The sequence below is a fragment of the Nitrosovibrio tenuis genome (assembly GCF_900109785.1).
In the GTDB taxonomy this organism is placed as follows: domain Bacteria; phylum Pseudomonadota; class Gammaproteobacteria; order Burkholderiales; family Nitrosomonadaceae; genus Nitrosospira; species Nitrosospira tenuis_A.
The window spans coordinates 353,359-368,605 of record NZ_FOBH01000003.1; the positions used below are offsets into that span (position 1 = coordinate 353,359).

General features: G+C 52.9%; 12 protein-coding genes and 1 pseudogene. 9 read left to right on the forward strand and 4 right to left on the reverse strand.

The features are described from left to right. Window positions 1-229 precede the first annotated feature (229 nt). The 5 genes from xseA to htpX all read left to right on the forward strand — a co-directional run bounded on the left by xseA (window position 230) and on the right by htpX (window position 5,019). Window positions 230-1,612: an exodeoxyribonuclease VII large subunit gene (gene xseA, locus BMX00_RS06390; protein WP_177171785.1), complete on the forward strand. Its 1,383-nt coding sequence runs from the start codon at window positions 230-232 to the stop codon at window positions 1,610-1,612. A 285-nt stretch (window positions 1,613-1,897) separates the two neighbouring features. Then, window positions 1,898-2,272, forward strand: a complete 375-nt coding sequence (locus tag BMX00_RS06395) for a DUF423 domain-containing protein (protein ID WP_090828155.1) — start codon at window positions 1,898-1,900, stop codon at window positions 2,270-2,272. A 42-nt stretch (window positions 2,273-2,314) separates the two neighbouring features. After that, the gene (locus BMX00_RS06400) at window positions 2,315-3,517 is read left to right on the forward strand and encodes a THUMP domain-containing class I SAM-dependent RNA methyltransferase (protein ID WP_090828156.1); all 1,203 of its coding nucleotides are present in this window, start codon (window positions 2,315-2,317) and stop codon (window positions 3,515-3,517) included. Window positions 3,518-3,519: 2 nt separating this feature from the next. Continuing rightward, on the forward strand, window positions 3,520-4,011 hold the full coding sequence (locus BMX00_RS06405) for a disulfide bond formation protein B (protein ID WP_090828157.1): 492 nt from the start codon (window positions 3,520-3,522) through the stop codon (window positions 4,009-4,011). A 129-nt stretch (window positions 4,012-4,140) separates the two neighbouring features. Next, window positions 4,141-5,019 carry a protease HtpX gene (htpX, locus tag BMX00_RS06410; RefSeq protein WP_090828158.1) on the forward strand — a complete coding sequence of 293 codons (879 nt, stop codon included), beginning with the start codon at window positions 4,141-4,143 and terminating at the stop codon, window positions 5,017-5,019. Between the two features lie 168 nt (window positions 5,020-5,187). Here htpX and BMX00_RS14855 read toward each other — a convergent pair. Then, a pseudogene (locus BMX00_RS14855) lies at window positions 5,188-5,817 on the reverse strand (MlaA family lipoprotein); the annotation flags it as partial. 52 nt (window positions 5,818-5,869) lie between these two features. Between BMX00_RS14855 and BMX00_RS14860 the strand changes: the two are divergent. Beyond that, entirely contained in the window at window positions 5,870-6,199 is a 330-nt protein-coding gene (locus BMX00_RS14860) for a hypothetical protein (protein WP_245727820.1), read from the forward strand. Between the two features lie 314 nt (window positions 6,200-6,513). Here the strand turns inward: BMX00_RS14860 and murJ are convergent, their stop codons facing one another. Next, a complete protein-coding gene (gene murJ, locus BMX00_RS06420; protein ID WP_090828160.1) occupies window positions 6,514-8,052 on the reverse strand; it encodes a murein biosynthesis integral membrane protein MurJ in 1,539 nt (512 codons plus the stop codon). 447 nt (window positions 8,053-8,499) lie between these two features. Here murJ and rpsT point away from each other — a divergent pair, with 447 nt between their 5' ends. Further along, window positions 8,500-8,763 carry a 30S ribosomal protein S20 gene (gene rpsT, locus BMX00_RS06425; protein ID WP_090828161.1) on the forward strand — a complete coding sequence of 88 codons (264 nt, stop codon included), beginning with the start codon at window positions 8,500-8,502 and terminating at the stop codon, window positions 8,761-8,763. 145 nt (window positions 8,764-8,908) lie between these two features. Here the strand turns inward: rpsT and BMX00_RS06430 are convergent, their stop codons facing one another. Both BMX00_RS06430 and BMX00_RS06435 read right to left on the reverse strand, forming a co-directional pair. Beyond that, window positions 8,909-9,667, reverse strand: coding sequence for a slipin family protein (locus BMX00_RS06430; protein WP_090828162.1), 759 nt, complete (start codon window positions 9,665-9,667; stop codon window positions 8,909-8,911). Window positions 9,668-9,682: 15 nt separating this feature from the next. Then, window positions 9,683-11,080, reverse strand: a complete 1,398-nt coding sequence (locus BMX00_RS06435) for an NfeD family protein (protein ID WP_090828163.1) — start codon at window positions 11,078-11,080, stop codon at window positions 9,683-9,685. Window positions 11,081-11,440: 360 nt separating this feature from the next. On the opposite strand from BMX00_RS06435, the gene BMX00_RS06440 reads away from it, so the two are divergent. Both BMX00_RS06440 and BMX00_RS06445 read left to right on the forward strand, forming a co-directional pair. After that, complete coding sequence (locus tag BMX00_RS06440) at window positions 11,441-13,429, forward strand: aminotransferase class I/II-fold pyridoxal phosphate-dependent enzyme (RefSeq protein ID WP_090828164.1); 1,989 nt, start codon at window positions 11,441-11,443, stop codon at window positions 13,427-13,429. A gap of 202 nt (window positions 13,430-13,631) precedes the next feature. Next, window positions 13,632-14,804 carry an aspartate aminotransferase family protein gene (locus BMX00_RS06445; RefSeq protein ID WP_090828165.1) on the forward strand — a complete coding sequence of 391 codons (1,173 nt, stop codon included), beginning with the start codon at window positions 13,632-13,634 and terminating at the stop codon, window positions 14,802-14,804. The last annotated feature ends 443 nt before the right edge of the window (window positions 14,805-15,247 follow it).

The following is a 15,247-nucleotide window of genomic DNA, read 5'->3' on the forward strand; positions in this document are numbered from 1 at the left end:
TTGCTCATGATTTTTTGTCCACAATTGCTGTGGATAAGTTTGTGGAAAATTTGGAGATAGAGTGGATAAGTTACCCTTTAATAACAGTTTTTTCTGATCAGACTAATTTTAGTCTTTAAAATAAATGTTATAAAACAAGGTATTGCTAGATTATTTCAAATTCACACGAGCCTTTTCCGTGTAATTATGCAATTTTGATAGCCGATGTGGATTATTGTAGAATGTCAAAATGAATCTAATCATGGAAATGGAGATCGCTCGCGAGGTTTTAAGCGTAAGCGATTTAAACCGCAGTGCCAAGGACTTGCTCGAGCAGGCCTTCCCATTGTTGTGGGTCAGTGGGGAAATTTCGAATATCAAGCGTTATGGCTCCGGTCACTGGTATTTTTCGCTCAAGGACGAAAGTTCTCAAGTACGGTGCGTCATGTTCCGCGATAAAAATCAATACCTGGACTGGGAACCAAGAGATGGCATGCGGGTGGAAGTGCGCGCGCTGGTCACCTTGTACCAGGCGCGTGGAGATTTTCAACTGAGCGTCGAGACCATCCGCCGTTCCGGCCGCGGGTCGCTGTTCGAAGCTTTCGAACAACTCAAGGCAAGGTTACGAAAAGAAGGGTTGTTTGACCTTGGCCGTAAAAAACCGTTGCCGGTTTTTCCAAAGCAGATCGGTATCATCACGTCTCCTGCCGCTGCCGCATTGCATGACGTGTTGTCCACGCTCAAGCGGCGCATGCCTTCCATACCGGTCATTGTGTATCCCGCCCCCGTGCAGGGCGCCGGTGCCGGCATAAAATTAGCGGAGGCTATTCGACGGGCGGCGAACCGTGCCGAGTGCGACGTACTGATTCTATGCCGCGGCGGAGGAAGTATTGAAGATTTATGGGCATTCAATGAGGAGGTTGTGGCCTACGCAATCGCCGAGTGCTCCATTCCCATTGTTAGCGGCGTAGGCCATGAGACCGATTTTACCATCTCTGATTTTGTTGCCGACATCCGCGCGCCCACACCTACGGGCGCGTCCCAGCTTGTCTGCCCGGCTCGCGAGGAATTATCGCATCGTGTTGAGCTCGCGCGGGGACATCTGCGGCGAGAGATGCGGCGCGGTATCGAAAGCCGCATGCAATACAGCGATATGCTGGGGTGCCGTCTGATCCATCCTGGCAAGCAAATTGATGACAAGTTTGCCCGGCTCCAGCGTTTGCGCGAGCGCCTTGCTCGATCATGGCGACGGGAATCCGAGAGCAGGCACTGGCATTTGCGTGAGCTTAACCAGCGCCTGACCGTTTTACGACCCGATATTGATCGCATGGTTGAGCGCCAGCATGACCTCCGTTTACGTTTTCGCCGGGCAATCGATGCCCAACTCGAATCGCGTCGGATGGGCTTGCAACGCCAGCAGGCCAATCTGGCCCATCTTAACCCGGAGTCAGTGCTGGGGCGCGGGTATAGTATCGCTTATACCGCCGATGGCACGGTGCTGAGAAACAGTGCACAGATTGTCCCGGGTGATACGATCCACGTCACATTTGCCAAAGGATGGAGCAAGGCAAGCATAGTGGAGAAAGGGGAGGAGAACGGGAGGAGAAAGGGGAAGAGTAATGGGCAGGAGTAAGGGCAGGAGTAAGGGGCGGAAGTAATGGACAGGTGATCAGGGAAACTCTGAATAGCGCTCCCTCGCATCCCGTAAGGCCCATTCCGAGGTACACCGGAATTGGAAGAGCGCAAAACTATCCATCGTCCCCGCCGATTTCGCTTATCCTATCGTTCCAGGCGGGCTTGGAGCACGGGCTTGCAGTTTTTGCCTATGCAAATCAGATCAGGATAATAATCCGGAGTTCATGGAGCGTCGGTCGGACGCCAACTCCCAAGTTCTCTTCATCAGGAAAATATTTTTTCAATGTCAAGAATCTTTCTCACGCTCGGTGCTGTTAACGCATTTCTCTGCGTCGTTCTCGGCGCATTTGGCGCACATGGCTTGAAACAGAGGCTTTCCGCTGAAATGCTTGTCGTATATCAGACGGGTGTACAGTACCACTTTTACCATGCCTTGGGCCTGGTCGCGGTCGGCCTCATGCTGCTGCATTATCCCGCATCGAAACCCATGAGATTGTCTGGCTGGCTGATGCTTGCGGGGATTGTTCTCTTTTCCGTCAGTCTTTATGCACTCAGCCTGACCGGCATGCGCGGGCTCGGGGCCATCACGCCGCTCGGCGGCGTCGCATTCCTGAGCGCATGGGCCATGCTCGCCTACGGGGCCTGGGTCGAAAAATAGCCAGCCGCCGGGCATGGCCATTGCGATTATGTCGATTTCATTGTGACCCTTTTCTTTTTCGCTCCGTGTCCGCGCGGGCTGGAATCCGCGCTTGTTGCCGAGCTGGTGCACCTCGGCGCTTCGTTTGTGCAGGAATATGCCGGAGGAGTGCAGTTTCAGGGCGATTGGCGCACCTGTTACCGCGCAAATCTGCAAAGTCGTATTGCCAGTCGCATTCTGTGGCGGGTAGCAAGCGGACCTTATGCGAATGAAACCGATGTCTATGATGTCGCTCACGCATCGCCGTGGAATGAATGGTTTAACTCGTCACTCACTATTCGGGTCAACGTCGCCGCCATCAAATGTCCGCTGCGCAGCCTTGATTTCGTCACTCTCAAGATCAAGGATGCCATCTGCGATAAATTCCGCGAAACCGCGGGAGACCGCCCCAGCGTAAATACCGTGCGGCCTGATATACGTATTCACGGTTTTTTCGATGCGCGGAAATTTACCTTATACCTGGACACATCCGGCGATCCGTTATTCAAACGCGGCCTCAGGAAAGTTGCGGGAGAAGCTCCAATACGAGAAAACCTTGCTGCCGGAATTTTATCCCTGGCAGGCTGGCAACCGGGCATTCCGCTCCTCGATCCAATGTGCGGCAGCGGCACGTTTTTGCTCGAAGCCGTGCAAATCGCACTGAATATCGCTCCGGGACTGGGACGGAACTTTGCTTTTGAAAAGCTGCGCAATTTCGATAAAGGACATTGGGATCAGCTTAAGGAAGCCGCTTTGATGCAACAAAAGCCGAAAATACGCCAACCGATATTCGGCAGCGACCTATACGGCGACGCCTTGGCCGCTGCCCGCGAAAACATATCAGCCGCGGGTTTTTCCGACATCGTTATGCTGAAGCAGGCAAACGTACTGGAAATTTCTGCGCCCGCACCTACCGGTTTTATTGTTACCAATCCCCCCTATGGAGTACGCGTAGGCGAGCGACAAGGCCTCAACGACTTTTATCCGAAGCTTGGGGATGTGCTCAAGAAAAAATTCAGCGGCTGGAACGCATATATTGTGACCGCTGATTCGCTTCTGCCAAAATATATACGCCTGACTCCAGCACGCCGTATTCCGCTCTTTAACGGCGCGTTGGAATGCCGCTTACTGGAATACAGGATGGTGGCGGGCGGGATGCGGAAAACCAGAACAAACAATAAACAGCTGGCATCGGATCAGCCGAATGGAATAAAACAATCGGGTTAGTGATGACGCTGGGAATCAGGGCAAGTTTCTTATTGATATTTCTGGGCTGTGTTTGCCTGATAAGTTACGCGCTTTATCTACAGTTGGTAAAAGACCTCTTGCCTTGCCCGCTCTGTGTCGTACAACGAATCGCATACTGGCTCATGGGTTTAACTGCACTATTAGGATTTTTTCACTCCTCCCCGGCGGCACGCCGGATATACGGCGGATTGATGGCAGCTTTCGCTTGCTTGGGCGCAATAGTTGCATTACGTCAAGCCTGGCTGGTTCGCTATCCCGAGGCGTTCGAATGCGGTATCAGCCCGGAAGAAGAATTTCTGAACGCCCTGCCGCTTGCTCGATGGTGGCCCAGCATGTTCGAAGCAAATGGAGATTGCGCCGACGTGTCCTGGAAATTCATTTCCCTCACGCTTCCCGATTGGTCGGCAATTTTTTTTATCATTTTTGGCAGCCTGGCGGTTTATGTGTTGCTAGCCAGGCGTAATTACTACTAGCAACGGAGTTTGCCAGGATAGGCTTTGTCCGGATTTTTTGATCAAATGAGGCGCCTTAGTTCTTGAAAATCTAGCCAGCAACCCTATTTATACCCTGTGTTTAAACGAAAGGAAGAACGGAACCGATCTATGAAACGAATTCTTTTATTTTTAATTACCAACCTGGCTATCCTGTTGATGCTGAGCATTACGCTACGGCTGTTGGGGGTAGATCGCATCCTGAATGAGCAAGGCGGCATAGATTTCAACTCTCTCCTTATCATGGCAGCGGTGATCGGTTTTGGCGGCTCATTCATTTCGCTCGCCATGTCCAAGTGGAGCGCAAAAAATATGACAGGAGCGGTGGTGATCGAACAGCCTTCCGATCCGACCGAGCGCTGGCTGGTGGAAACGGTCCGGCGCCATGCCGAGCGTGTCGGTATCGGCATGCCGGAAGTTGCCATTTATGACGCACCCGACCTGAATGCCTTTGCCACCGGCATGAATCGTGATGACTCCCTGGTCGCGGTGAGCACCGGATTGCTTCACAACATGAGCAAAGATGAAATTGAGGGTGTGCTGGCACATGAAATCAGCCACGTCGCCAATGGCGACATGGTCACACTTGCGCTGATTCAAGGCGTGGTCAATACTTTCGTGATTTTCCTGTCGAGAGTGATCGGTCACCTGGTGGACCGGGTTGTGTTCAAAACCGAGCGGGAACACGGCCCCGCTTTCATGATCATGACTCTGGTGGCGCAAATGGTGTTGGGAATATTGGCGAGCATGATAGTCATGTGGTTCAGTCGGCAGCGCGAGTTCCGCGCCGACGCAGGTGGAGCACAGCTGGCTGGCCGAAACAAGATGATTGCTGCGCTGGAACGCCTGAAACAATGGCATGAACCCGCACAGTTGCCGGAAAGGCTGGCGGCATTCGGTATCTCGGGAGGCCAAGGCAGCGTCATGAATCTATTCATGTCGCATCCGCCGCTGGATGTTCGTATCGCAGCGCTACGGGCGACGTCCTGATTCAATTGAAAATAAAAAAACGGCAGAGCATTGTTGCTCTGCCGTTTTTTTTCGCCCTACTACATGAACAGAATGAGTCTTAATTTAAACTCATCTTGAGGATACGCAAGATAAGTGCTCAGCTTTGGGATAAGCATTGAGCCTTGAGGCTCTCAATATTGATATGGATCACTCAGTATCGTGATCATCCTTGCTTGGCGGCGGGTTACCGTCATACACCAAATTGCGGCGTCGCTGGAGGTAGGCTTCGCGCATGAATTCGTATTTATCCAGCGCAGCTTCATTCAGTGTTTTATCGTTTTCCAGCAACCGGGCGCGTGTATCGGCAAAGCGGGTTGATCCTACGACCGGACCTATGAAGGGGGCTACGAAAAAGCTGCCTACCGCAACGGGATCTGAGGCGAAGTCAAACACGAGACCACCCGCATCGCGGGTCGAACTGGGGCCGAGAACCGGGAGGACGAGGTATGGCCCGGATGAAACCCCGTAGTAGCCCAAAGTCTGACCAAAATCTTCATTTTGTTTTTCCAGGCCGATATCGCTGGCGATATCCAGCATCCCCCCCAAGCCGGCGGTGGTGTTCACTAGAAATCGCCCACTGCTGCGCAGCGCATTGTTGAACTTGAGCTGCAGGATATTATTGAACGTGACCGGTATGTCGTTCAAATTGGAGAAAACATTTCCGATGGCCGTTTCGATGGGGTCGGGCATTATCCACTTGTAGCCTTTTGCCACCGGTTTCAATACATTGGTATCAAGCGTCTCATTAAACGAAAATACCGAGCGGTTCATGGATTCCCATGGGTCCTTTTTATTAACAGCCGGGTAGCTAGCCGGAGGAGCGCCATTTTTGAATACGGGACCGTTGTATGATTCCGCCCCTTTCTTTCCACCATTATTAGCAGCGCCGCTATTATCAGCGGACGCATTTTTATTATTGTTGGTGTTGTTGGATGAGGCACTCCCATTGGACGCGCTGGTACCGGCTGCAGTATTTGAGTCCGCTGCAGTGCTTGAGCTCGCCACAGGGCTTGCGTTAGTGTTCGCATCACTGGCTGTGGTATTTTTATTAGTCGTAGCGCAGCCGTTGAGAAAAGATGCCAGAAGTAATATTAATAAGCTGGAAAGTCTGACAGAGCGAGTCATGGTTTATTGGAATAAACGTGTTAGCAGGAATTGACCGCCGCCATTATATGGCTATCGAAGCTCAAAATGAACTTTTTTTTGCAACGCGGAACCTGATTTTTCCTCGTGTTTAGTCTTTCTCATCAAACGTTCTTTTTTGAAAAGGAAATTACTGCACGCTCGCAATGCTTGGGATAGGCTCTTTGGAGTTTGGAAATAATAAAACGAATTTAAAAGGATAAAAATTAAAAAAGAGGTTAGCCATAATTTTTAACCCTTGCCGAGGCTGTAGATTAAGTCATCGGACGCAATCGAGGCCCATCTGAGTACATCACATCGATTACCTCTGTTATGGCTATTTCTAGATGATCACGGCGCACCGCGCTGTGAGAAATTCTTGAGGCGGAAACCGAGCAGCCACAGCATGATGAAATAAGCGGTTGCGCCCATCGCCACAATCTCTGTCAGCCGAAGGACGCGCTGAGAAGTGGAATCTGTCAGCCATGATGCATCGCTACCCGAGGCGATCCACAACACGCTTCCCATCCCCGCCAGCGCGATCAATATCTTTGCCATAAAAATTGCCCATCCTGGCTGAGGTTGATAAATTTTATGGCTGCGCAATTTGTAATAGAGCATTCCGGCGTTAAGGCACGCGCCCAGACCGATCGCAAGCGCCAGCCCGGCATGTCGCAATGGCACAATAAACGCGAGATTCATCAATTGCGTGGCCACAAGCGTAATGAGCGCTATTTTTACTGGGGTTTTGATATTTTGCCGTGCGTAAAATCCGGGTGCCAGCACCTTAACCAGAATCAGTCCTAACAGGCCCAGGCTATAAGCAATCAGGGCATTGCGCGTCATCCATACATCATGGATGGAAAACTCGCCATGAAAAAAGAGCGTGGCAACAAGCGGAGTGGCAAGCAGCGCCAATGCCAGCGCTGCGGGAAGCGTAAGAAGCACGGTCAAACGCAAACCCCAGTCGAGCAGGCGGGAATATTCTTCAGTGCTGTTGTCGGCATAATGCCGGGATAATGACGGCAGTAATATTGTCCCAAGCGCCGCACCTAACAGACCTGCGGGAAATTCCATTAACCGGTCGGCGTAGTAGAGCCACGAAACGCTTCCGGTAACAAGAAACGAAGCAAAAATAGTATTGATCAGTAAACTGATCTGGCCAATCGATACGCCAAAAACCGCCGGGCCCATTTGTTTGATGACTCTCCATGCACCTGAGTCCTTCGATCTGAGGCGCGGCCGCGGCATTAATTTGATGCGCATCAGAAAGGGCACCTGAAAAGCCAACTGAAGCACGCCACCAATGAATACCGCCCAGGCCAGCGCCAAGACTGGCGGGTTCATCAGTGGCGCCAGCCAGAGGATGCAGCCGATGAATGAGAGATTCAGCAGCGCGGGGGTTAACGCAGGCACGCTGAATTTGCCGTGCGTGTTGAGTATACCTCCCGCCAGCGATACCAGTGAGATGAACAGAATATAAGGAAAGGTGATGCGCAACAGTTCAACCGTCAGCTCGAACTTTTGCGGATTGCTTGAAAATCCGGGCGCGCTGACATAGATAATGACTGGTGCGGCAATTATGCCGATGAGCGTAATAATAAATAACCCGACGCCCATCAGCCCGGTGATGTGATCGATCAGTCTGCGCGTCTCCTCCTCAGTACGTCGATTTTTATATTCGCCCAATATCGGCACGAACGCTTGCGAGAATGCACCTTCGGCAAACAGGCGGCGCAATAGGTTGGGGATGCGAAAAGCGACAAAAAAGGCGTCGGTCGCGATGCTTGCACCAAAAACGCGGGCGACCAGCATGTCACGCACAAACCCGAGAATGCGGGAGACCAGGGTCATGCTGCTGACCGTAGCGAGAGCTTTGAGCAAATTCATGGATGAGTATTAAGGAACCTCTGAATAAATCCTCGCGGGTGCGACGGCGGCTTTGCGGGAGGGGATGCATGAAAGGCGACGAAGCGAATGGTCGATTCCCTTCGCCAGGAGCCTGACAAAGCAGACCGCCCGCAAAGCCTCGTCCCACGAGGGGTTAGGGTAAAATCGGGCGCCCACTGCGTTGCACTTCTTGGCGTCGTAGACTCAGGTGCATCTTGTGATCACTTCGATTTTACCAGCAACGCGCTCTGCGAGGACTTATTCAGAGGTTCCCTAACCCCGAAGAGCCGGTAAGAGGTTGCATGAACAGCGCGTTCTCCCGGGGGAGTTATGCAACGACCTCAAGTATGCCGATGTTTTCCTTGCAATAAACATAAAATATCCGTATCATCTCGCGTCTTCGAAGCCCTAACGGCGACTTCAAAGCCCTAACGATGAGGAATCTTAATGGCTAACAGTGCACAAGCCAGAAAACGCGCGAGACAGAACATCAGTCAACATCATCGCAACATGAGCCTTCGCTCCGAGTTGCGCACGGCTATCAAGCATGTGAGAAAAGGCATTGCATCAACCGACAAAACAGTTGCCCAGACCGCGTTCAAGGCGTCCGCCAGCACTATAGATTCGATAGCAGACAAGGGAATCATTCACAAGAATAAGGCAGCCCGTCACAAAAGCCGCCTGTCAGCAGCCATCAAGGCGATGGCCTGAACAATCACTCGCAGAAAAAAGCCCGGTATTCCGGGCTTTTTTGTTTCTGACTTCTTGCGCTAGCGAATCTTGCCCGCAAGCTGCAAAATTTCCTGCGCAGTCCTGCACCACAGGATCTCATCCGGCAATTATTCAAGAGTACGAATTACGGTTTTTTGACAGCATCCATCAGTGACGACAGCAGATCCACCGGTATCGGAAAAATGATGGTATTGGATTTGTCGCTGGCGACATTGGTAAGGGTCTGGAGATAGCGCAATTGCATTGCCCCTCCTTGCTGGGAAAGAATATGCGCCGCCTGCATCAGCTTGTCGGAGGCCTGTAACTCGCCTTCAGCATGGATCACCTTGGCGCGCCGCTCGCGTTCCGCCTCGGCCTGCCGGGCAATGGCGCGTATCATGGATTCGTCAATATCGACGTGTTTGATCTCCACGTTCGAAACCTTGATGCCCCAGGCATCGGTTTGAATATCCAGTATCTTCTGGATATCCATGTTGAGTTTCTCGCGTTCCGCGAGCATTTCGTCAAGCTCATGTTTTCCGAGTACTGAGCGTAAGGTGGTTTGTGCAAATTGACTGGTCGCGGCCAGAAAATTCTCCACCTGGATGATGGCTCGCTGCGGATCAACCACACGGAAATACACTACCGCGCTGACTTTCACCGAGACGTTGTCCCGTGAAATCACGTCCTGGCTGGGTACATCCATCACAACGGTGCGCAGGTCAACCCGAACCATTTTCTGGATACCGGGGATGATTATGATCAGGCCGGGGCCTTTTACCTTATAGAAACGGCCGAGCATGAACACCACTCCGCGCTCATATTCGCGCAAGATACGAAAAGCGCTGAACAGCACCACCAACAGGATAATGAGGAGGGTGGCAAAACTGAAATGGACGGGCATAACTGTCTCCTTCGATTATTTTTCCACAGGATCTACCTGTAACACCAGACCGTCGATCCCTGTCACACGCACCTTCTGCCCGCGGACCAGCGGCTGCGTGCAACGCACGCTCCATAATTCACCACGGATGCGCGCCATGCCTTCACCCGGCGTATCTTCCAGGACCTCTCCCACGGCGCCGAACAGCTCTTCACGTCCACTGACAATAGGGGCGCGGCGCGACTTTAACGCCATGCCGATGACAAAAACGAGAAATGAAGCACTCGCCAGGGATGTCGCCGCAATCATGGGCCAGGGAATACCATAGCCCGGCATATCAATGTCGATCAGCATCACTGACCCGGCAATGAAAGCAATAATGCCGCCGATCCCGAGCGCTCCGAAGCTTGGCAAAAAAGCTTCCGCCACCATGAACGCCATGCCGAGGAGAATTAAGGCAAGGCCGGCGTAGCTCACCGGCAGCAACTGGAACGCGTACATGGCAAGCAGCAGGCAGATGGCGCCGGCCACACCCGGCAGCACAAAGCCAGGATTTGAAAATTCGAAGAATAAACCATAGATGCCGATAAGCATCAGTACGTACGCCACGCTGGGATTGGTAATGACGGCCAGCGCCCGTGTGCGCCAGTCCGGTTCGACGATCTCCAGTGTGGCTGAGCCCGTGTCAAGGGTAAGGTTTTGGCCAAGTATGGTCATTCGCCTGCCATTGACCTGTTCCAGTAAATCGGGCACATCGGTCGCCACATAATCTATGACTTTGAGATTCAGCGCTTCAGATGCTGATAGGCTGACCGCTTCGCGCACAGCCCGCTCGGCCCACTCCGCATTACGCCCGCGCATTTGCGCAAGCCCGCGAATATATGCGGCAGCGTCATGGATCGCTTTACGCGACATTGCATTTTTCGTCGACATGTTATCGTCCTTGGCGACATTCTGATCGCGCCCTTCGTCTGGTTTCGGCTCAGGTGAACCCGGGGGTGGCCTCGGCTTGGTTTTAGGCTCGGGCTCCGAGTCTGGCAAGCCGCCGATCTGTACCGGAGTGGCTGCGCCGAGGTTGGTGCCCGGTGCCATCGCAGCGATGTGGGTGGCATAAAGAATGTAGGTTCCCGCGCTCGCTGCGCGCGCTCCCCCCGGCGCCACGAAGCCGGCTACGGGCACCGGTGAAGCCACAATATCGCGTACGATCTGCCGCATTGACGTATCCAGGCCGCCTGGCGTATCAAGTTGAAGTATTACGAGTAACGCGCCCTCGGCGGCGGCATGTTGCAGGCCGCGCTCGATAAAATCCGCACTCGCCGGCGTGATAGGCCCCTGTATGTTCAATACCACTACTGGTGCGGCCATAGCGAAAAGTGGCAGCAGAAGCAGCACCGCCGCCGCGCTGTTGCGCAGAACCCGTGTGAACAATTTCATAGTGTCACTATAGATCGTTTCAGTCTGGATTGCCTTCGGCACAAAGAACGTCGTTTATTGCGCTCTGGCGTCAAACCCTAAATCCGGCAGTTGAACAGGGCGAAGTGATGGGCTTGAGGGAGGAGACCCAACGTGGAGTCGCCATTTCAAAAGAATTGCGACGCAGCCATGTGTGCAAAAACCGTTCAGTCCGCCCTGTAGCGGGTTCACCCAAAAGGTGAAGGTTAAGCGGTGCAAAAATTCATTGCGGACTATGGCACTCAAAAAAGATATACGGCCAACTGCCGGGTTTGCGCTAAAGGGTTGCAATCAATGCTGTTTTAGCGCATAAAGCGCTTTTTATATTGGAAGCGGCGTCTCATGAAGAAACCGATCAGCCGGATTCTTGTCATCAACGACGAGAAACTGATATTGAGGGAACTCATCAAGGGATTGAATGCTGCCGCCAAGTCTCTGGAAAATCCGTTGGGTATCACTTTTAGTGGCGTTACCACGGCACGCGAAGCGCTGCAAACCATCCAGGATGACGGCGACATCCAGTCGGTGGTGGTGGACGATACGTTGTACACGCTGGATACGCCGAAAAACGGCGGAAAAGGTTCGCGCAACCTGCAAATGTCGGCGTTAAAGCTGGTGCAGGAAATCAACCGGTTCCGTCCTGAATTGGATATATACATCCTGATCGCGCAGGAGAAAGAGGATGAAGTAGTGGATGCGCTCTTTTCCGAGACTGTTGATGGTTATTTCTACCGGGAAGAGCGGGATTACCGCGGCATGTATCGCATCCTCAATGCTCAGCTTCAGGAAAAAGCGCGTACGCCCTTCTACGATCAGCTCAAAAATTATGTATTGATGGCAAAGGATGCCTGGCATACGCCCGGGCATTCTTCTGGCGACTCGGTCCGCGATAGCCCTTGGGCCAGCGATTTTTATCACTTCGTGGGCGAGCATATTTTTCGCGCCGACTTGTCAGTGTCGGTGCCCATGCTCGATTCGCTGATGGAGCCTTCCGGGGTGATCGCAGAAGCACAAAAGATTGCGGCAAAAGCATTTGGCGCGCGCCGCACCTTCTTTGCGACAAATGGCACCTCCACCGCCAACAAGGTTATATTCCAGACGCTGCTCGCCCCAGGCGAGAAGCTGTTACTGGACAGAAACTGCCACAAATCGGTGCACCATGGGGTCGTGCTGTCTGGCGCCTATCCGATTTATCTTGATTCGTCGGTAAACAAAAAATTCAGCATTTACGGGCCGGTACCAAAACAGACCCTGCTTGAGGCAATTGAAGAACATTCGGATGCACAGGCACTGATACTCACCAGTTGTACATACGATGGCCTGCGTTACGATCTGCCGCCAATCATTACGGCGGCTCATGCAAAAGGCATAAAAGTTATCATCGACGAAGCATGGTACGCCTTCGCCCGGTTTCACCCTGCTTTCCGTCCAACTGCGATGGAGGCGGGTGCGGATTATGCCACCCAGAGCACGCACAAGGTGTTGTCGGCTTTTTCGCAATCCAGCATGATCCACATCAACGATCCCGACTTCAATGAGCACCTCTTTCGGGAAAATTTCAACATGCATACTTCCACCAGCCCGCAGTACAGCATGATTGCGAGCCTCGACGTGGCACGCAAGCAGGCGATGATGGAAGGGTACAAGCTGCTTTCGCGCACTCTGGAGCTGGCGAAGGAAGTACGCGCTCAGATCAATTCCACCGGTGTTTTCAAGGTATTGGATCTTCCTGATCTGCTGCCCGACGAAGTCAAGTCGGACAATATCCAGCTCGATTTCACCAAGGTGACTGTGGATATCTCCCGCTGCGGTTTTACAGTCGAGGATTTAATCCGCGAATTGTTCGAGCGATATAACATTCAGGTGGAAAAATCCACGTTCAATACCCTTACCTTGCTTCTCACCATCGGCACCACCCGTAGCAAAGTTTCGCGTCTCTATGACGCGCTCATGCGCATCGCGCGGGAAGGCCGCGCGCCTCGCAGGTTATATCGGATACCTGAGATTCCGCGTTTTACCGAGCTCAAATACCTGCCGCGTGACGCATATTATTGCGGCGGTGAGCTGATGCCGCTGCTGGACGAGCAGGAACGGCTGAATGATGAGCTGAATGGCAGAGTATGCGCGGATCAAATCACGCCGTACCCGCCTGGCATACCCGTGCTGGTTCCGGGACAGGCCATCACGGACGAGGTCGTGCAGTATCTGGTGGGTATGTTGCGTTCGCAAAAACGTGTTGAAGTGCACGGAATCGTTTACGATGGCTACCTGCCATGCTTGAGATTGCTGACCGCTGCCGAGGAAAAAGGCTTGAAAAAGCTGGTCAAATAGGTAAAGATAACGAATGCATGATAAATCATTATCGGCGCACGGCGGCTCATGCCGCCGTCCTGCATTTTGACCCCCAAAAACCTCTTTAAGAGCAGCCTTTCGGGCAGGCGTACACAGGAAATTTTTAGGCGCGACCTTTATCACGTAAGTAATAAGATTTTCCTGAGCAATAACGTCACGAGTCCATATCTGTAGAGATGCTATGTCAAACCTGATGAACACCTACCTCCGGCTACCCGTCACGTTTACGAAGGGGGAGGGCGTGTGGCTGTGGGACGAAGGAGGCAAGCGGTATCTTGATGCCCTTGCGGGGGTTGCGGTATGCGGTCTGGGCCATTGTCACCCAAAGCTTGTCAGGGCAATTTGCAACCAGGCGGGTACGCTTATCCATACGTCCAATCTTTACCATATTGGCAAGCAGGAAAAGCTGGCTAGCAGGCTGGCGGCTTTGTCAGGAATGGATAATGCATTTTTCTGCAATTCGGGCGCGGAAGCAAACGAAGCCGCAATCAAGCTGGCAAGGCTGTACGGTCATGGAAAAAACATAGATTTGCCCACCATCATTGTGATGGAAAAATCATTCCACGGCCGTACCATGGCGACCTTGACAGCAAGTGGCAATCGCAAGGTACAGGCCGGTTTCGAACCCTTGCTGACGGGCTTCGCCCGAGTTCCATACAATGACCTGGAAGCAGTATCACAAGTCGCGGTTCACAATAAAAATGTTGTAGCCATACTGGTGGAGCCATACCAGGGGGAAGGCGGCGTTAACGTGCCTGAGGCAAATTATTTGCAGGGCTTGCGCCATCTTTGTGATCAGAATGGCTGGTTGCTTATGCTCGACGAGGTGCAGTGCGGGATAGGTCGGAGCGGCAAATGGTTCGCTTTCCAGCACAGCGGCATCGTTCCCGATGTGATAACCCTGGCGAAAGGCCTGGGCTCAGGTGTGCCCATCGGTGCGTGTCTTGCGAAGGGCATTGCAGCGGACGTATTCAAGCCCGGTAACCATGCCTCCACGTTTGGGGGAAATCCGCTGGCCTGTACCGCTGCGCTGACGACGCTCGAGGTAATCGAGGAAGAGGATCTGCTGAGAAACGCGCTGGAACTGGGCGATTTCATGCGTATGATGTTTAAAGCGCAACTGGCAGGCCTGCCGGATATCAACCAAATTCGAGGCCAGGGATTGATGATAGGCATTGAACTTTCCAGGCCCTGTGGTGACCTGGTACGGGAGGCCTTAAGACAAGGACTCCTGATCAATGTGACCTCGGACAGGGTGGTGCGCCTGTTACCGCCCCTTGTCATGCAACGAAGCGAGGCAGAGCAGGTAGTAAATATGTTGTCTGCCTTAATCAGGAAGTTTCTGCTGGCCTGAACCTAAATCCGACAGTTGACCGCTCATTTTTCAGTTTAGGACTGTGAGCCACAAGGATTTTTATAATATTTGGCCTTCACCTTTTTGGTGAGTTCGCTACAGGATGGATAGTACGTTTTTGAGTCACATGGCTGCGTTGCAACTCCTTGGAATGGGAGCGCCCCAAAGCGTTGCCCGAGGGGCCCCACGAAGGGGGAATCGGGCAGCGGCGGGGATGCCGCGGCCGCGCTTATGGATACTGGGGCGCCCGGCATCCCACTGCGGGGTCGCATCTTCCTGCGGAAGGCACTGCTCCGTCCCGCGCGGTCGTGCCATTCCGCGTGGTTGCGCCTTGCCCTGCATCCCAAAAACTGCACACTCCACCCCGTCCAACTGCCGGATTTAGATTGAAGCAGCGTCCAATCGCCGAAAGCGGATCGTGAAGCATTTTTCTCGATTCATGT